This window comes from Proteus sp. G2673, assembly GCF_009915125.1.
Lineage (GTDB): Bacteria > Pseudomonadota > Gammaproteobacteria > Enterobacterales > Enterobacteriaceae > Proteus > Proteus penneri.
The window spans coordinates 14,334-32,036 of record NZ_JAABLT010000017.1 but is presented as its reverse complement, the minus strand read 5'-3'; the positions used below and the strand labels follow the sequence as shown (position 1 = coordinate 32,036).

The 17,703-nt window shown below is 37.9% G+C and carries 15 protein-coding genes; 9 read left to right on the top strand and 6 right to left on the bottom strand.

From position 1 onward, the window contains the following. Nucleotides 1–61 precede the first annotated feature (61 nt). Nucleotides 62–514, top strand: coding sequence for a DUF441 domain-containing protein (locus tag GWI59_RS08180; protein ID WP_006533030.1), 453 nt, complete (start codon nucleotides 62–64; stop codon nucleotides 512–514). 2 nt (nucleotides 515–516) lie between these two features. Further along, on the top strand, nucleotides 517–2,565 hold the full coding sequence (locus GWI59_RS08175; RefSeq protein WP_161724450.1) for a GNAT family N-acetyltransferase: 2,049 nt from the start codon (nucleotides 517–519) through the stop codon (nucleotides 2,563–2,565). On the opposite strand, the gene GWI59_RS08170 is transcribed toward GWI59_RS08175, so the two are convergent. Further along, complete coding sequence (locus GWI59_RS08170; RefSeq protein ID WP_109847325.1) at nucleotides 2,528–2,737, bottom strand: YpfN family protein; 210 nt, start codon at nucleotides 2,735–2,737, stop codon at nucleotides 2,528–2,530. The genes GWI59_RS08175 and GWI59_RS08170 overlap by 38 nt on opposite strands. A gap of 98 nt (nucleotides 2,738–2,835) precedes the next feature. Here GWI59_RS08170 and GWI59_RS08165 point away from each other — a divergent pair, with 98 nt between their 5' ends. Further along, entirely contained in the window at nucleotides 2,836–3,219 is a 384-nt protein-coding gene (locus GWI59_RS08165; protein ID WP_006533028.1) for a DUF454 family protein, read from the top strand. A 2-nt stretch (nucleotides 3,220–3,221) separates the two neighbouring features. Here GWI59_RS08165 and GWI59_RS08160 read toward each other — a convergent pair whose 3' ends face one another. The 3 genes from GWI59_RS08160 to GWI59_RS08150 are packed head-to-tail and all read right to left on the bottom strand — an operon-like array spanning nucleotide 3,222 to nucleotide 5,394. Then, the gene (locus tag GWI59_RS08160; RefSeq protein ID WP_072064186.1) at nucleotides 3,222–3,890 is read right to left on the bottom strand and encodes a M15 family metallopeptidase; all 669 of its coding nucleotides are present in this window, start codon (nucleotides 3,888–3,890) and stop codon (nucleotides 3,222–3,224) included. Next, complete coding sequence (gene dapE, locus GWI59_RS08155) at nucleotides 3,887–5,017, bottom strand: succinyl-diaminopimelate desuccinylase (RefSeq protein ID WP_006533026.1); 1,131 nt, start codon at nucleotides 5,015–5,017, stop codon at nucleotides 3,887–3,889. Before dapE ends, GWI59_RS08160 begins: the two co-directional genes overlap by 4 nt. A gap of 5 nt (nucleotides 5,018–5,022) precedes the next feature. Further along, the gene (locus GWI59_RS08150; protein ID WP_072064184.1) at nucleotides 5,023–5,394 is read right to left on the bottom strand and encodes an ArsC family reductase; all 372 of its coding nucleotides are present in this window, start codon (nucleotides 5,392–5,394) and stop codon (nucleotides 5,023–5,025) included. A gap of 206 nt (nucleotides 5,395–5,600) precedes the next feature. On the opposite strand from GWI59_RS08150, the gene GWI59_RS08145 reads away from it, so the two are divergent. Next, nucleotides 5,601–6,161, top strand: coding sequence for a hypothetical protein (locus GWI59_RS08145; protein ID WP_109847326.1), 561 nt, complete (start codon nucleotides 5,601–5,603; stop codon nucleotides 6,159–6,161). A gap of 79 nt (nucleotides 6,162–6,240) precedes the next feature. On the opposite strand, the gene GWI59_RS08140 is transcribed toward GWI59_RS08145, so the two are convergent. Further along, a complete protein-coding gene (locus GWI59_RS08140; RefSeq protein WP_069368881.1) occupies nucleotides 6,241–6,864 on the bottom strand; it encodes a response regulator in 624 nt (207 codons plus the stop codon). Between the two features lie 555 nt (nucleotides 6,865–7,419). Between GWI59_RS08140 and maeB the strand changes: the two genes are divergently transcribed. The 5 genes from maeB (at nucleotide 7,420) to GWI59_RS08115 (ending at nucleotide 16,185) form a co-directional block, all read left to right on the top strand. Next, nucleotides 7,420–9,702: an NADP-dependent oxaloacetate-decarboxylating malate dehydrogenase gene (gene maeB, locus GWI59_RS08135; RefSeq protein ID WP_109847327.1), complete on the top strand. Its 2,283-nt coding sequence runs from the start codon at nucleotides 7,420–7,422 to the stop codon at nucleotides 9,700–9,702. Nucleotides 9,703–9,883: 181 nt separating this feature from the next. After that, nucleotides 9,884–10,753: a ChaN family lipoprotein gene (locus GWI59_RS08130; protein ID WP_161669416.1), complete on the top strand. Its 870-nt coding sequence runs from the start codon at nucleotides 9,884–9,886 to the stop codon at nucleotides 10,751–10,753. Nucleotides 10,754–10,798: 45 nt separating this feature from the next. Next, on the top strand, nucleotides 10,799–11,581 hold the full coding sequence (locus tag GWI59_RS08125) for an energy transducer TonB (protein ID WP_229096582.1): 783 nt from the start codon (nucleotides 10,799–10,801) through the stop codon (nucleotides 11,579–11,581). A 27-nt stretch (nucleotides 11,582–11,608) separates the two neighbouring features. Beyond that, complete coding sequence (locus GWI59_RS08120) at nucleotides 11,609–13,777, top strand: S9 family peptidase (RefSeq protein WP_161724448.1); 2,169 nt, start codon at nucleotides 11,609–11,611, stop codon at nucleotides 13,775–13,777. Nucleotides 13,778–13,941: 164 nt separating this feature from the next. Continuing rightward, nucleotides 13,942–16,185, top strand: coding sequence for a TonB-dependent receptor (locus GWI59_RS08115; RefSeq protein ID WP_161724446.1), 2,244 nt, complete (start codon nucleotides 13,942–13,944; stop codon nucleotides 16,183–16,185). 119 nt (nucleotides 16,186–16,304) lie between these two features. Here GWI59_RS08115 and xseA read toward each other — a convergent pair whose 3' ends face one another. Next, the gene (gene xseA / locus GWI59_RS08110; protein ID WP_006533013.1) at nucleotides 16,305–17,687 is read right to left on the bottom strand and encodes an exodeoxyribonuclease VII large subunit; all 1,383 of its coding nucleotides are present in this window, start codon (nucleotides 17,685–17,687) and stop codon (nucleotides 16,305–16,307) included. Between the last annotated feature and the right edge of the window lie 16 nt (nucleotides 17,688–17,703).

The window sequence follows — 17,703 nt, the reverse complement described above, 5'->3', positions numbered from 1 at the left end:
TACCATTCGTCGGTAACTATAAGATAATTAACGCTATAAAGCGAAAGGCTTAGGAACAAACATGAGTAACGTTGATCCCTCACTATTAATTTTGCTGGTTCTCGCAGGACTTGGCATTATTAGTCATAATATGACTGTAACATTAGCTATGCTGGCTTTGCTAGTCATTAAAATCACACCATTAAACCAATATTTTCCTGTTGTTGAAAAATATGGCATGACCATCGGGATCTTAATTCTGACGATTGGGGTAATGACACCTATTGCAACGGGGCGTATTTCAGGACAAGAAGTGCTTAACTCATTCTTAAATTGGAAATCACTATTAGCGATTGCTATTGGTATTGCTGTTTCTTGGTTGGGCGCTAGAGGTGTTTCTTTAATGAATAACCAACCTTCAACGGTTGCCGGCTTATTAGTAGGTACGGTTATTGGAGTAGCGCTTTTCCGGGGTGTACCGGTTGGGCCATTAATTGCAGCTGGTATTCTTTCATTGTTAATCGGTAAATCCTAGCTGTGTCATTTTCCCATTTACATCAATATCAGCAAAAATTAGCTCAATTAGGGCAACGCCAATTACTGTTATTAGCGGGTAAACCTGCATGGCAAACAGAACAAATCCAGCAAATTATCCAATTATGCCAAGGTGATTGGATAACGATTTCCTCCAGTAAGCCTAATGCAATTTTACCTGATCATGCTATTCGCCTATTAGGGCGTGAGTTCTTACATGCTGTTTTTGATGCTAATGAGGGATTTAATACCGATGCTTTAGCGATGTTAACGGGCACATTAAAAGCCGGTAGTTTATTGATCTTGTGCTTACCCGATATTGAGAATTGGGATAGCTACATAGATAACGATAGTCAGCGCTGGAATGATGCTCAAGGTGTACTTTCAACACCAAATTTTATGGAATGGCTAAAAGATATCACGTTAGGTGATAGTCAAGTGATTGTATGGCAACAATCAACGCCATTTAAATTACCCACATTGATTGAAAAAGCTAAACCTTGGGCGCTTCCACAGGGTAAACCGACCACAGAACAGCAAGTTATTTTAGATAAATTGCTCCTATCGACATCGGGTGTTTGGAGTGTTATTGCACCAAGAGGTCGAGGAAAATCAGCGCTTGCTGGTATGTTTATCGAGCAATATCAAGGAAATGTATTGGTATGTGCGCCAGCTAAAAATAGTACAGATGTTTTATCTTCACACACCAACAAAGCTATTTCATTTTATTCCCCTGATAATTTATTAGCGCAGTGTATCAATAACGAAATTCAAAGTGATTGGCTGATTATTGATGAGGCGGCTTCTGTGCCCATTGCACAATTAGAAGCGTTGTGTGGTTACTTTCCTAATGTATTAATGACAACCACAGTACAAGGTTATGAAGGAACTGGCCGCGGTTTTATGCTTAAATTAGGAGACAACATTCCTAATTTGCGTACCTATCAATTACAAATACCTATTCGTTGGGCTAAAGATTGCCCATTAGAAAATTGGCTTAATCAGTTGTTACTGCTTGATGAGCCGGAATACAATTTTGATTGTCAGCAACAAGGTGATGTCGATATCCAACAGCTTCAAGGAAATTGGCATAATAATATTCCACAATTACATGGTTTTTATCAACTTCTTACTAGTGCGCATTATCGAACAACACCACTTGATCTACGACGTTTACTTGATGGTCGAAAACAGCGTTATTGGTCAGCATCAATCAATAAAAAGATCGTAGGTGCTGTGTGGTGTATCGAAGAAGGGGGATTACCTTTCAAACTTGCTCACGATGTTTGGTTAGGTATTCGTCGGCCTAGAGGTAATCTGGTTGCTCAATCATTAGTCACCTATGGTTTAACACCGGATGCGATGTGTTTAAACTCATTGCGTATCAGTCGTATCGCTGTTTTACCTCAATATCGGCGGCAAAAAATTGCTGCGACTTTGATTGCTAATATTGTAAAAGAGAGTCAAAAACAGGCTGTTGATTATCTTTCAGTGAGCTTTGGTTACACTGAGACATTAGTGCAGTTTTGGATGCAATGTGGTTTTCAAATAGTACGACTGGGGGTACATAAAGAGGCAAGTAGCGGATGTTATACCGCAATGGCGATTTATCCACTAACTGAAAAAGGCGAACAGCTATTGCGCTCGTCTTTAAGTGCCTTTGCTTTGCAATATCAGCAGATAGAACGGCAAACAAAGCTCTGCTTAGCAGATAAGTCAATACCAAGTCATAGTGCGACAGCACAAGATAATTGGTTAATGATGGCGGGTTTTGCCTTTGCTCATCGTTCAGTTCTTACTGTTTATGAGAGTGTTGCTAACTTTCTGGTCGGTTATGAGCAACACTATCCGTTATTAGTCGCTTTTTTTGTAGACAATAAATCAGTTGAACAGTGTGTGGCTGAGTTTTCTTTATCAGGAAAAAAAGTCTTAACCAAGCAATTAAGAGAGCAATGTGCGCAATTAATGGCTGAAAAAGATGCTCAATTAACATCGCGTTATCAACAATGGTTATCTACTTATTCTCATCCTTCTTGTTTTGATTTTGTTTAGGCCAATCATCTTCATCATCCCATTTATCATTAAAATCACGATGTGGAGGCAACTTCCGCTTATTTTTAAGAAATTGCTTGGGATCGATTTTGTTCATATCTTTAATAGCATTAATAATAATTCCTACTAAAAGAATTAAAATTATCCACCAATAGTCAGCAAACCAGTGCATAAATAAGCCTTATATTTTAAAATTGTTGTTGAGAATGAGGATCTTTTTTATTTGGTCTATAAAATAACGCAATAAAGCATAGGTTGGAAAAACACAGCATGAAACGGGTATTACTAATTATAGCAGGTTGGTTATGTGTTGGATTAGCCACATTAGGTGTTATTTTGCCTGTGTTACCTACTACACCTTTCTTATTACTTGCGGCATGGTGTTTTTCTCGTTCGTCAAAGCGTTTCCATTATTGGTTACTTTATCGCTCTTGGTTCGGTCCTTATTTACGATATTGGCAAACTTATCGCGCTATGCCTAAAGGGGCAAAACCTAAAGCTATTTTAGTGATCTTAATTACCTTTGCAATTTCACTATGGTTTGTGTCTATGCTTTGGGTCAGGATCTTATTACTGATAATCTTAGGTTGTTTATTGATCTTTATGTGGAGACTTCCTGTTAATGATCAACAAGAAGCTCCATATGAAAAATAACATTATTCAGGCAAAATAATGTAACGAGCAAATATCTCGTCAAGATTAGCTAATAGCCACTGTTTACCATCAATATTCTCTTCTTCTAACACAGATTTTAGAATATCAGGTGTATAAGCAAGAGACGCTTCATGAGATAGAGGCCAATAACTGATATGCCAAGGTTCGTAAGCAATATCGCTCTCTTTATGAGTAAAAGGGCGATAAAAATCATACGCTGACATATTTTCTGTTAACCATTCATTAAGTTCTGCAAAATAGCCACCATCCTCGTATTCCCAAGGTTCTAATTGTAATGACTGGCCTTCAGGTAAACGAAAAGGATCATAAATATCAATCTCAGTACCCCAATGATGACGACTTGCACCAGGTAACGCTGACCACTTTAAAATCGCGATACAGCGTTCACCTTCTGATAATGCATGAATATCTATTGGTTGACTTTGTGCATCTAAAACAGGGCGAGTGCCTTCAAATTTGCCATTCCATATTGCTAATTGGCGATTAAAATCACGGAAAGAGCTGGCTGGCATTAATTTAAAGCCAGCTTTCGTGGCTTGTTGTTGTAATGCTAAAAAAGCCTTAGTGGCATTAAATTGTAAGCGATGCTGACCGGATAAAGTGACTAAATGGTCAGTAGAACGGCCTGTTAGCATTAAAGGCGTTATCATAAAATAAGTTGCTCCATAACCCGCTGATAAATTCGACTAAGTTGTTGTAAATCGGCTGCATTAACGCATTCATTAACTTTATGAATTGTTGCGTTAACTGGGCCTAACTCGACAACTTGCGCTCCCATTTGGGCAATAAATCGACCATCAGAAGTCCCTCCACTGGTGGAGAGTTCTGGTTCTAAATTGGTGTAATGTTTAACGGAGTAACATACAGCTTCAAGTAATTTTCCTTGCCCAGTAATAAAAGGCTGACCAGATAAAGACCATTCCAGCTGATAGCGAAGTTGGTGTTTTTGTAATAACGCCTCTGTACGTTGGCGAATTTCTTCATCTGTAATAGCCGTACTAAAACGGAAATTAAATTGAATAAATAGCTCACCAGGGATCACATTATTACTGCCTGTACCGGCATGGATATTGGCAATTTGCATTGTGGTCGCCGGGAAAAATTCGTTACCTTCATCCCAAACCGTATTAATGAGTTCTTGGATAAAAGGAGAGGCAAGATGGATAGGATTCTCTGCAAGGTGAGGGTAAGCGACATGACCTTGTACACCTTGAATAATTAAATTTGCTGTTATTGAGCCTCGACGACCATTTTTTACCATATCACCTAAATGATGTTGGCTCGAAGGCTCACCCACAAGGCAATAATCGAGGCGTTCGCCACGTGACATTAAAGATTGTACGACTTTCACCGTACCATCTGTGGCTTTAGCTTCTTCATCTGAAGTAATTAAAAAAGCAAGCCGTCCACGGTGATCCGGATAAGAGTGAACAAAACGTTCAGCCGCGACAATCATGGCAGCAAGCGAGCCTTTCATATCTGCTGCTCCGCGCCCATATAACATTCCATCACGAATAGATGGTTCAAAAGGCGGGTTATCCCACAAATTAGGATCACCTGTTGGTACAACATCAGTATGACCAGCAAAAGCCAGTGTTTCACCTTCACCACCACGACAAGCCCAGAAGTTTTCAGTCTCACCGAAAGGCATTCTTTCAATCGTAAAACCAAGAGGAGTTAGCCTATCGATAATCAATTGTTGGCAACCTTGATCGTCAGGGCTTATCGAAGGGCGTGAAATTAATTGTTGTGCAAGTTCAATAACAGGACAGGACATAAATATTAGGCTCCTGTAAAGGTCAAATAGTCATTGGTATTAAAACCGACAATAAAACGGTTATCTGATGAGACAAGAATAGGGCGCTTAATGATGGCGGGTTTATCTAACATCAACGAGATTGCAGAGGTAACATCAGTGATTGCGTTTTTTTCTTCATCGGATAATTGGCGCCAAGTTGTTCCTCTTTTATTCACAAGTGTCTGCCAATCTAAATTTTCTGTAAAGGTGCGTAATAATGCTTCCGTCAAACCCTCTTTGCGGTAATCATGAAACGCGTAAGGAATATGATTATCATCTAACCATTTACGCGCTTTTTTGATGGTATCGCAATTTTTTATGCCGTACATGGTATATGTCAGGTTTGTCGTGGACATGATATTTTCCTTATATGACAATACGTAATATTAGTATTGATGAGAATGAGTGTTATACAATTCCAAAATAACAGCTTTTGGTGTAGTGAAAAATCCTATTTACATTATAAAATATATCGGATATTAAACTGTCACGTTAGTGTAACGAATTGTGTAGCGTAGGGTAATATAAATACGAATAAAGATTTCCGTTGGTAAAAGAAAATATGAAAAGTATTTCACTGAGTCTTATATTGCTTTTACTCTCTTCTTTTAGTTGGGCTGATGAAGAACAAGATGACCCAAAAGTTGATGAGTATAAAATAGCCTTAGAGGCCTTTTTTAACAGTGATTATTTATTGTGTTTGGGCGAAGGGAAATGGCCTGTCTACAGCAATGAAGATGATGCACCATGGGTTTTAGAAAGAATGCATGCATTAGTTGAAGCAGGATTGATTGAACAAACCGAAAATGGAGAAGAATGGGTGTTTAATCTTAGTGATAAAGGACGTAAAGCTTGGCAACCTTATCAAGACTTCTGCTATGGTCACCTTTTTATTAGTCAGATAAAAGAAATTCAGCCAATAGACTCAGGTAAAAGTAAAATTTATTTCTATTATGGTGTAAGAGGTATCCCTTCATGGGCAACCAATGAGGAAATACAATCCGCCTTTAGCGAACTTGATATTGTGATTAATGGAATAAATCGAGAGCTGTATCAGCTTAATATCGAAAAATTACCTGATAACCATTTTAAAGTATTGAGTTATCCAGTACCGATTGAGTAATACATGATTTAACATAAATTTAAATGGAATGTTAAAGCGATATATCTTATTACCCCGACCCAGTGTCGGGGTAATACGTTTAGTACTGATGCTTAATAAGAATAAGACTGGCAGCTAAACGAGACGTGACTTGCAATTTCTTTAAAATATTACGAATGTGAACTTTCACTGTTTCTTCTGAAATAAATAAATTTTCAGCAATTTGCTTATTTTTCATTCCAGCAGACACTTCATGAAGTACATCCAACTCTCTTTTAGTCAATGCTGAAAGTGGATCAGAATAGTTTTGTCTAAGCTGAATATATTGCCACACTCGCTCACTATAAACCGGATGCCCAACAGCCGCTTTGCGTAGGCTAAGTAATAGCATATCTAACTCACACTCTTTTAAGAGATAACCGTTTGCGCCTGCATCCAACGCAGCGTAAACATCATTACGTGAATCAGAAACGGATAAAACAAGAACATAAGATGTTAAACCAGAGCGACGAAGTGTTCGAATAATATCAATACCTGAACGCCCTTGTAGATTTAAATCCATCATAATTAAATCTGGATTTAACTGTTTTGCAGCGGTTACCGCCTCTTGAGCATTGCCACTTTCGCTTACTACGACAAAATCTTTGTCTTTTTCTAGCAATAGCCGTAATCCATATCTCATGATAGGGTGATCATCCACTATCATAATTGAGTAGCTAGGCATAACCCCTCTCCCTAAAAAAAATAATAATGTGCGTAATCTTTCCAAGCGCAGAAAATAAAAAAGTAAATTCCAAATGAGGAATAAAAATTAGAATCAGACATCTTATTAAAACAATAAGAAAATAAAATTGACGGTTGGCAATATTACACCAATTATTGTTACGGGTAAAAAAGAAAATAACCGAAAAGACTAACAAAAAATCTAACTCTATAAAATCTTTATAGTTACAATGAGTTGTAAAGAAGAGAGCCTATATTAAAAATAATCAACAAGTGAAAACAGTTATTGTTTTTTTAAACTATATAAAAAATTTAATTATTTTAAATGTTAATTTAATACCTGGTAAATAATAAACAAATATTGTCTTTTTTCTGTTCGAGTTTATTACAGCGATGAAATTAAATAGTGTTAATAGTATACCTATAACTAGGTATTAATTGTTTCTAATAAATCAAGTTTACTAATTTGAAAAAAGTGTCGTAGCCGTCATGATTTAACGCTCCATTACCATTATACTAACGAAGCCCTTACCCTATTGATACAAAGGATATGAAGATGGAAGACAAATTAAAACAAAGCGCTCTAGATTTTCATGAATTTCCCGTACCTGGCAAAATCACAGTAACACCAACAAAACCACTCATAACCCAACGTGATTTAGCATTAGCTTATTCACCAGGCGTCGCTGTTCCTTGTTTAGAAATTGCAGCAAATCCTCTTGCTGCTTATCGCTATACGGCAAAAGGTAACCTTGTCGCGGTGATTTCAAATGGTACTGCGGTACTCGGACTTGGAAATATCGGCGCTTTAGCAGGTAAGCCTGTAATGGAAGGTAAAGGCGTTTTGTTTAAGAAGTTTTCTGGCGTTGATGTTTTTGACATTGAAGTTAATGAAACAGATCCTGATAAACTTGTTGATATTATTGCGTCATTAGAGCCAACATTTGGTGGTATTAACCTCGAAGATATTAAAGCACCAGAGTGTTTCTATATTGAGAAAAAACTGCGTGAGAGAATGAATATTCCTGTATTCCATGATGATCAGCATGGTACAGCGATTATTTCTACAGCCGCTATTCTCAATGGCTTGCGCATTATTAAAAAAGAGATTAGCAAAGTAAAATTAGTGGTATCAGGAGCGGGTGCCGCGTCAATTGCGTGTATGAATTTATTAGTTGCTTTAGGGTTAGCACGCGAAAACATCACAGTATGTGATTCTAAAGGGGTTATCTATCGTGGCCGTGAAGCTAATATGGCAGAAACCAAAGCTGCTTATGCGATTGAAGATAACGGCACTCGTACATTAGATGATGTTATTAATGATGCTGATATTTTCTTAGGTTGTTCAGGGCCTGGCGTATTAACGCAAGAAATGGTCAAGAAAATGGCTCGCGATCCACTTATTCTCGCGCTTGCAAATCCAGAGCCTGAAATTTTACCACCACTAGCAAAAGCGGTACGTTCTGATGCAATTATCTGTACTGGTCGTTCTGACTATCCAAATCAGGTTAATAACGTATTGTGTTTCCCCTTCATCTTCCGTGGTGCATTAGACGTTGGTGCGACGACAATTAATGAAGAGATGAAACTTGCTTGTGTTCATGCGATAGCCGAATTAGCGTTAGCTGAACAAAACGAAGAAGTCGCTTCAGCGTATGGTGATCAAGAGCTTTCTTTTGGCCCAGAATACATTATTCCAAAACCATTTGATCCACGCTTGATTGTGAAAATTGCGCCAGCCGTTGCAAAAGCAGCAATGGATTCTGGTGTTGCAACACGCCCAATTGAGGATTTCTCTGCTTATATCGAACACCTTAATGAGTTTGTTTATAAAACGAACTTATTTATGAAACCTATTTTCTCTCAAGCGAAAAAAGAGAAAAAACGTATTGTGTTAGCAGAAGGGGAAGAAAACCGCGTACTGCATGCAACTCAAGAATTAGTCACATTAGGATTAGCCTCACCAATCTTAATTGGTCGCCCTAGTGTGATTGAAATGCGTATTCAGAAATTGGGTTTACATATTAAAGCGGGTAAAGACTTTGAAGTGGTGAATAATGAAAATGACCCACGTTTCAAAGAATATTGGCAAGAATATCATCAAATTATGAAACGTCGCGGTGTATCACAAGAGCAAGCTCGCCGTGCAATGATTGGCAATCCAACACTTATTGGCGCCATTATGGTTCGCAGAGGTGAAGCAGATGGTTTGATTTGCGGTACAGTAGGGAGCTATGCAGAACACTTCGAAATCTACAAAAATGTGTTTGGTTTACGTGAAGGTATGGAAACGGCAGGAGCAATGAATGCCCTGTTATTGCCAAGTGGTAATACTTTCATTACAGATACTTATGTTAATGAAGATCCAACAGCCGAACAACTCGCCGATATTACTCTGATGGCAGCGGACACCATTCGCCGCTTTGGTATTGAACCAAAAGCAGCGCTAGTTTCTCGCTCAAGTTTTGGCTCTTTTGATAGCCCATCATCAATTAAACTTAGAAAAGCATTAGAGATAATCAAACAACGTGCACCTGAATTAGAAATTGATGGTGAAATGCATGCCGATGCGGCATTAGTAGAGTCTATTCGCCGTGATGTGATGCCAGACAGCCCATTAAAAGGCTCTGCAAACTTGTTAGTTATGCCAACAATGGAAGCGGCACGTATTAGCTATAATTTACTACGTGTAACGAGTTCTGATGGTGTGACCGTAGGTCCAGTATTAATGGGTGTTGCTAAACCAGCTCATATTTTAACGCCAATTGCGTCAGTACGTCGTATCGTAAATATGGTGGCATTAGCTGTTGTTGAAGCTCAGGCTCAATCTCAAAATTAATTGTAACTAATTAAATAATTTCATCCATAAAGCGCCTTTTATTAGGCGCTTTTTTTATACTCTTGGAATAGATATAAAATATCAAATGCAAATTAATATAAGAATGATATTGATAATTATTAGCAATAATATTAACCTGTTCGTCTAACCAAAGTAGGTATATATAACTAATAGGATGATTATGTTTTTCTCAATATTAAAAAGGATCTTACTACTAGTCTCATTAATAAGCCTTTCAGCATGTCATTCGATAGAAAAACAACCGGTATCAACCCTAGATTTAGAAATTATTCAGTCGGCAAACATCATTGATACTCAGACAGGGCAATCCATCACGGCAGATACATTGTTAACACGATTAGCAAGTCAAGCACGTGTGATTATTGGTGAAAAACATGACAATGCTTATCATCATGACATTGAATATTGGTTAATGACAGAACTGCCTAAAAAACGCCCTCAAGGCGCGGTTTTACTTGAGATGCTAACACCAAGTCAGCAATCATTAGTTGATAACACAAAAAAACGTTATTCAGGCTCAGAATACCTACGGGATGAGCGATTAATGGCGGCATTAAAATGGAATTCAGGTTGGCCTTGGAAATGGTATGGCAATATTGTTAAAGCAGGGCTAAGCGCTGATTATCCTTTATTAGCGGCAAATATTGATCGCAGTGAAATATCTAGTGCGTATAAAAATCCACCTATTATTGATGGTGTACATTCAACTGATACAGCTGTTCGTCAACTTATTCAAAAAACAATCAAGCTTTCTCATGGTGGTGAGCTTGATAAAACACAAGCAGAAAAAATGACAGTTATTCAGCAATTGCGTGATCGTGCAATGGCGAAAAGTTTATTAGATGCGCCGACACCCGCACTTTTAATTGCTGGCTCTTTTCATGCCACAAAAGTAATGGGTGTACCTTTGCACGTTGCTGATTTAGCACCGAATGAAAATGTGACAGTCGTGATAATGATGGAAGAGGGAAGTGATATCACTTCAGCTCATGCCGATTATCTTTGGATAACACCTGTCGCATTACCTTAATTTATTGATAACACGAATATGCTTATTTCCTCTTTTATGGATCAAATGCCGAAATTTCAGCTTTATAGTTCTAAAGCATTTATTTTGGCTATCGGTATACATGCTGTTTTTGTCATGGCTTATTTTTATTTCAATAAAGAGAATACGGTATTTATACAAGAGCCTGAAGTAGCTGTAATGATGAGCTTAAGTGAAAACGTACAAGCAATCAGCGATGAAAAACAGATTGTAGGCGCCGATCAACAACTGGCGGTGGCAAGCCAAAAAAAGGTAGAGCAAGATATTGCTGAAAAGCAGCATGATCTGATTGTGAATGAAAATGCTGATATTTTGATCGAAAAACCTAAAAAAAGGGTCAATGTAGAGCAAACTGCTAAAGTAGCCCCTGTTACTTCTCCTGTAAAGCCAGCACCTACCATTAGTGAAAATGTGTCTAGCCAATCAGCACCTTCAAGTAGCCGCTCTGCGGCAAGACAGCAATCTAGTGATGTTAGTGCAAATTATGACAGTGATTCGGATAGTTCAGAAAGCGCATTAGCATTATGGCAAGCTAAAACAAAAGGACATCTTAATCGCTATAAAGCCTATCCTGAAGAAGCAAAAAGCAAAGGGAGAACGGGGATTTCTAAAGTGCGCTTTATTGTTGATGAACAAGGTTATGTCATATCGAGTGAACTAATTCTCAGTAGTGGTGTGCGTTCTTTAGATAGAGAAGCGCAAAGAGTACTCAAACGTGCTGAACCCTTACCGGTACCGCCTCTTGAGTTATTGTCGAAAGGTAAAATAATGGTTGAAATGCCAATTGAGTTTTCTACACTAACATTCTAACGACAGGTTAAAAAGGAAATAAACGTTATGCTAGTCGCAACCAAAAAACGGATGACGTTGCAATTAACGAGTGCGATCATAGCATTGTTAATTTCAACAACACCTGCATTGGCTCAAAATCAAAAGGACTCCCTAGTGACGCCACCAAAAGCAAATAAAGTACCTCATGTGATGACAGAACATGGAGATACGCGTACTGACAATTATTATTGGCTAAGAGATGATTCACGTAAAGATCCTAAAGTGCTTGATTATCTTAATGCTGAAAACGCCTATACCGAATCCGTAATGAAAGAAGGTAAGGCCTTAGAAGAAACACTCTTTAATGAAATGGTGAGCCGCATGGCTCAAAATGATGAGTCTGTGCCTTACATTTATAATGGTTATACTTATCGTACTATTTACCAAGAAGGTAAAGATTTTCCTATTTATCAGCGTAAACCAGTTAATAGCGAGAGTGAATGGGAAGTTCTCGTTGATGGAAACGAACGTGCTAAAGGGCATGAGTTCTATCAATTAGGTGATTTGACTATCAGTCCAGATAACAAACGTATAGCGATTGCTGAAGATAAAGAAGGGCGCAGAAACTATAATGTTGCCTATAAAGATTTGTCAGATAGCACATGGAAAGAGAATGTGTTAACCAATATCTCAGCAAACTTAGTGTGGGCAAATGATAGCAAAACACTATTTTATGTTGATAAAGATCCGCAAACGCTACTGCCTTATCAAATCTATCGCCATCAATATGGCACTGATCGCAAACAAGACGTCAAAATCTTCGAAGAAAACGACGATCGCTTTTATACATGGATGGGTAAAAGCAAATCTGAAGATTACATTCTGGTCTCTATTGAAAGCTCAACAACCTCAGAGTCTCGTTTAATTGATGCGAATGCACCAGAAAAACCAATGGTTATCTTCTCTGCACGTCAAGAAGGGCGCGAATATGATATCGACCATTTTAATGGTGAATTCTATATTCGTTCGAATCATGAGAGTGAGTTGTTTGGTCTTTATAAAACGGCATCAATCGATAAACCTTGGAAAACCGTCATTGCACCACAAAAAGATGTCGATTTAGAAGGTTTTGATCTGTTTAATCGCTGGTTGGTTGTGGAAGAAAGAAAACAAGGTCTAGTCTCATTGCGTCAGATTGATTGGAAAACAGGTCAATCAACTAATGTCACGTTTGACGATCCTGTTTATATGGCATGGTTAGGATTTAACCCTCAAGCAGATAGTGAAGAGCTTCGTTTTGGTTATACATCCATGACAACACCATCTTCAACTTATCAATGGAATATGCAAACACATCAAAAGAAACTGCTTAAACAGCAAGAAGTGAAAGGTTTTGAACGTGATTTGTATGAAAGTGAGCGCATTTGGGTAAAAGCACAAGATGGTGTTGAAGTTCCCGTATCATTGGTTTATCGCAAAGACTTATTTAAGAAAGGTGAAAATCCTATCTTAATTTATGGTTATGGCTCTTACGGGAGTAGCATTGATCCATCATTTAGTTCTCCTCGCTTAAGTTTGTTAGATAGAGGTTTTGTCTATGCGATTGTTCATGTCCGTGGTGGTGGTGAATTAGGTAAGCGTTGGTACAACCAAGGTAAAATGGAACATAAAGTTAATACGTTTACTGACTTTATTGATGCCACTAAATACCTAATTGCAGAAGGTTACGGAGCACCTAAACACGTTTACGCTATGGGTGGCAGTGCGGGTGGTTTATTAATGGGCGCTGTTGTGAATATGGCACCAGAATTATACCGTGGTGTGGTATCCCAAGTTCCATTTGTTGATGTTGTGACAACCATGCTCGATGCTTCAATTCCTTTAACAACAGGAGAATATGAAGAGTGGGGAAACCCTGCCGATAAAGACGTTTATTTCCGCTTAAAATCATATAGCCCATACGATAATGTCGTTGCTAAGGCTTATCCTCATTTATTAGTCACAACAGGATTACATGATTCACAAGTACAATATTGGGAGCCTGCGAAGTGGGTTGCTAAATTACGTGAATTAAAAACAGATAATAACCTACTATTACTTGATACTAATATGAGTGCAGGGCATGGTGGCAAATCAGGACGTTTTAATCGCTTACGTGATACCGCAAAAGAATATGCCTTTATTCTGATGTTAGAACAGCCTGAAGTCTATTTTAAAACTCAAAATATAAAATAGAATAATCGGTATAATAAATCAGTTTAATAATTTAGCCTGTCTCTCTTTAAGAGAGACAGTGCTATTATTTAAAACGAATATAACAATAATAATATTTTCTAGTTTAATAACTTTATATAAAGCAACGTGAGCCTATTTAAAGAAAAATAAAGAATAGGTTTATTATGAAATTTACAAGGAAAATTCTTAGCACTCTTATTTTATTTTCGAGTGTTAATCATTTTGTCATCGCATCTGAAACAGATAAAGCAGTTCAATTTAGTAGTTTAAAAGTTTCATCAGCACAAAAAGAAACGCCAGAACAAAAAGCATTGGGAAAACCAGGGGCTTATAGCGCTATTGGTGAAATTAATAATCTTGAATCTGTAGAACAAGCATTACGTTCAACGCCAGGAACGTATACTCAAATGGATGTAAGTCAACCGGGCGTTAGTGTCAATATTCGCGGGCTTAGTGGTTTTGGGCGCGTGAATATGATGGTGGATGGTGTCACACAAACGACATATAGCACATCCCCTAGTCAAATTAGTCATGGCGGTCAACCATATAACCAATTTAATAGCATGCTTGACCCAAACTTTATTATTCAAGTGGATATTTCGCGCGGTCAACAAGATGGTGAAAATAGCATTAATGCGTTGGCGGGTAGCGCTAACTTTAAAACCATTGGTGTCGAAGATGTTTTATTTAAAGGGAATTCATGGGGAGTAAGAAGTAAAGCTGCTGGTGGCACGAATGGTCTTGGGTATAACGGTATGATTGCTTTTGCAGGGCAACGTTCTCTATTTAATGATGATGGTTCAGTTGGCGCAATGCTTGCTTTAAGTGGGCATAAAATAGAATCGTCTTATAAGAATGGTGCAGGATTTAATAGTGAAGAGTTTGCCACTAATAAACACTTTAATCAAAAACCACACTCAGAATTGGCGAAAATTAATATTAAACCTAATGATTCTCATGAATTAGAATTAAGTGGTCGGTTTTATAATAATAACTTTAATCGACGTAAAATTGATGCTAAAGATTATTATGCAAAATATCGCTATACGCCATTAAATGACCTTTTTGATAGTGAAATTCGTTTAAGTCACAGCCAAGCCTCTCAAAAATTTGAAGGTGATTCTTTAATGAGCTTGCGTAATGCAAATGCAGAAAATATCTCTGATTCATTAGTGGCTAAAAATACCAGTCGCTTTAATTACGGCGAATTGGATATGGCATTTACATTAGGCTCAAAGTTAATGTTTACAGAATATAAACGTAGCGTTATTGCACCATCAACAGATGCTTGGCAAGCAAACAATATGGTTGAAAATAACGTATTTGCACCTCAAGGGAAAAATAATTTAACCAGCTTCTTTTCACAAATGAAATTTGAATATGATATTTATACGCTAAATTTCAATTTAAATTATGTGGATTACAATATAAAAGGGCATAAACCAGCGTGTGCTAGCCGTGATGCATGTTTCCCTGAAGGTGCAATGGATCTTAATCGCCATGATAGAAATTGGGAGCCGGGAATGCTAATTGCAGCTGAAATTATTCCTGAATTTCAGCCCTTTGCAAGTTATGCTCACACTATGAGAGCGCCAACTTCACAAGAGATCTTCTTTGCCAATGAAGGCGGTGCTTCAATGAACCCATATTTAAAGAGTGAAAAGGCTGATACATTCCAACTTGGATTTAATAGTTATCGTCCTGATTTAATTGTTGAAGGGGATAGCTTACGATTTAAAGGATTGTGGTATCACACCAAGATCAAAAATTATATTTCTAGTGAATCTTTTATAGTGTGTAAAGGAGGGATCCGTTGTAGAGCTGATGATTCATTAACATTGGATGACTACGCCAATATGGAAAATGACGGTAACATTCATCTTCATACTAACAGTATCGATCCTGTGACTTTGCGTGGTTATGAGCTACAAGCTAATTATGATGCAGGGATATTTTACGCTAACCTTTCCTATAGTGATCAACGCACTTCACAACCCACATCAATTGCGAGTTTAGATTTTGGACAAACTCCTGCTTCAGAACTTCCTAAATATTATGCCACTATTGATACTGGTGTTCGCTTCTTTGATGACCAGTCATTAGAATTAGGTACGGTGATCCAAATAACAGGTAAATCGCGTAAATCAGCACCGGAAGGGGTAGACTACGATTTAGGTATAGTACCTATGGTTGAACAAGAAAAAATCCCAACGATAATTGACGTTTACAGTAATTATCAAATTAATAAAAATGTCTCATTGAAATTTGCTGTGCATAATTTAATGAATAAAAATTATTCTAATGCACTTGATAGAAGTAATTCAGCGCCAATTATGCAAGATCCGGGTGCTAACACTCAGACGGCTCGCGGTAGAAGTTACTTGTTTGCAGGAGAGGTGCGTTTTTAGTATTTAATAATAATTATCTGAAGATGTCATCTGAGTAAATAATAAAAAACGGCACCAAATATGATTTTGAGGCCGTCTTTCTTTTATATTTATATAAAGCTTAAATCACTTGATTTGACTTAATCGTTATTTTTAGCAGTTGTTTTGCGTTTTGCTCTTATCTTTTGTGTTTTCACCACTTCACTAGTGATCCAACCATCTTCAACTCGGGTTTTTAGAGGATCACCCACTTTTACTTGTTTAGTATTTTTCAGCACCTCTCCAGACATAGTTTCACTAATACTGTAACCGCGAGAAAGTGTTGCGAGAGGACTCACACTTTCTAAACGAGAACAGCTAATAGCGAACTGTTCACGTTGACGAGATAGCTGTTGTGCAATACTTTCTCGCATACGGTAAATCAACAGCTGTTGTTGGCGAAGTAATGTTTGAATTTGAGAACTAGGCTCTTGGTAATTAAGGCGTTTTTGTAGTTGTGTTTGTTGATGTTGTTTGGCTTGCAATAGTCGCTGAAAACTAGAAACTAAACGCTGTTGTGTGGAAGCTAATACATTTTGCTGACGAGCAAGACGTAAATGAGGATGCTGTTGCTGTAAACGGTGATAAAGCTGTGTTATTGCGCGTAATTTTTTCGCTAAGTAGTAATCCATTGCCATTTCAAGGCGTTGTTGTTGTGATTGCAATTGGCGCAATAGCTCAAGCTTGTTTCGGCTGATTAGTTCTGCTGCTGCAGAAGGTGTTGGCGCCCTAAGGTCAGCAATAAAATCAGCTATGGTTACATCAGTTTCATGACCAACAGCACTTACAATGGGAATTTCACTGGCAAAAATAGCACGGGCAACGCGTTCATCATTAAATGCCCAGAGATCTTCTAATGAACCACCGCCACGGCCAACGATTAAGACATCACACTCTTTACGGCGGTTAGCAAGTTCGATGGCATGAACAATTTGCATAGGCGCCTCAGCACCTTGAACTGCGGTTGGGTAGATAAGCACAGGTAATGAAGGATCACGACGACGAAGAATATTTAAAATATCGTGTAATGCGGCACCCGTTGAAGAAGTGATGACCCCGATTTGTTTTGCTGGTGATGGCAGAGGTTTTTTGTAAATGGCATCAAATAATCCTTCTGCACTGAGTTTTTGTTTTAATAGTTCAAATTGTTGTTGTAAAAGCCCGTCACCAGCAGGTTGCATACTTTCAACAATCAATTGGTAATCACCTCGTGGTTCATACAATGTAATTGTTGCGCGAACTAAGACTTGCTGACCATGCTGAGGGCGAAAAGTCACTTTAGCATTTTGCCCACGAAACATCGCAGCTCTAATTTGGGCATGAGTATCCTTTAACGTAAAATACCAGTGACCAGAAGAAGGCTGAGTAAAATTGGAAATTTCAGCGCTGATCCAAATGCGACCCATTTCCATTTCTAATAACTGACGAACGGTCTTATTTAGACGGCTAACAGTAAAAATATTATTGTTTATTGGTAGTGTCATGTGAGCCAGATCAAAT

What these genes read in the sequence shown, in the direction of transcription:
- GWI59_RS08180 (WP_006533030.1), top strand. Translation starts at nt 62, where the DNA reads ATGAGTAACGTTGATCCCTCACTATTAATTTTGCTGGTTCTCGCAGGA.
- GWI59_RS08170 (WP_109847325.1), bottom strand. Translation starts at nt 2,737, where the DNA reads ATGCACTGGTTTGCTGACTATTGGTGGATAATTTTAATTCTTTTAGTA.
- GWI59_RS08165 (WP_006533028.1), top strand. Translation starts at nt 2,836, where the DNA reads ATGAAACGGGTATTACTAATTATAGCAGGTTGGTTATGTGTTGGATTA.
- GWI59_RS08160 (WP_072064186.1), bottom strand. Translation starts at nt 3,890, where the DNA reads ATGATAACGCCTTTAATGCTAACAGGCCGTTCTACTGACCATTTAGTC.
- dapE (WP_006533026.1), bottom strand. Translation starts at nt 5,017, where the DNA reads ATGTCCTGTCCTGTTATTGAACTTGCACAACAATTAATTTCACGCCCT.
- GWI59_RS08150 (WP_072064184.1), bottom strand. Translation starts at nt 5,394, where the DNA reads ATGTCCACGACAAACCTGACATATACCATGTACGGCATAAAAAATTGC.
- GWI59_RS08145 (WP_109847326.1), top strand. Translation starts at nt 5,601, where the DNA reads ATGAAAAGTATTTCACTGAGTCTTATATTGCTTTTACTCTCTTCTTTT.
- GWI59_RS08140 (WP_069368881.1), bottom strand. Translation starts at nt 6,864, where the DNA reads ATGCCTAGCTACTCAATTATGATAGTGGATGATCACCCTATCATGAGA.
- maeB (WP_109847327.1), top strand. Translation starts at nt 7,420, where the DNA reads ATGGAAGACAAATTAAAACAAAGCGCTCTAGATTTTCATGAATTTCCC.
- GWI59_RS08130 (WP_161669416.1), top strand. Translation starts at nt 9,884, where the DNA reads ATGTTTTTCTCAATATTAAAAAGGATCTTACTACTAGTCTCATTAATA.
- GWI59_RS08125 (WP_229096582.1), top strand. Translation starts at nt 10,799, where the DNA reads ATGCCGAAATTTCAGCTTTATAGTTCTAAAGCATTTATTTTGGCTATC.
- GWI59_RS08120 (WP_161724448.1), top strand. Translation starts at nt 11,609, where the DNA reads ATGCTAGTCGCAACCAAAAAACGGATGACGTTGCAATTAACGAGTGCG.
- GWI59_RS08115 (WP_161724446.1), top strand. Translation starts at nt 13,942, where the DNA reads ATGAAATTTACAAGGAAAATTCTTAGCACTCTTATTTTATTTTCGAGT.
- xseA (WP_006533013.1), bottom strand. Translation starts at nt 17,687, where the DNA reads ATGACACTACCAATAAACAATAATATTTTTACTGTTAGCCGTCTAAAT.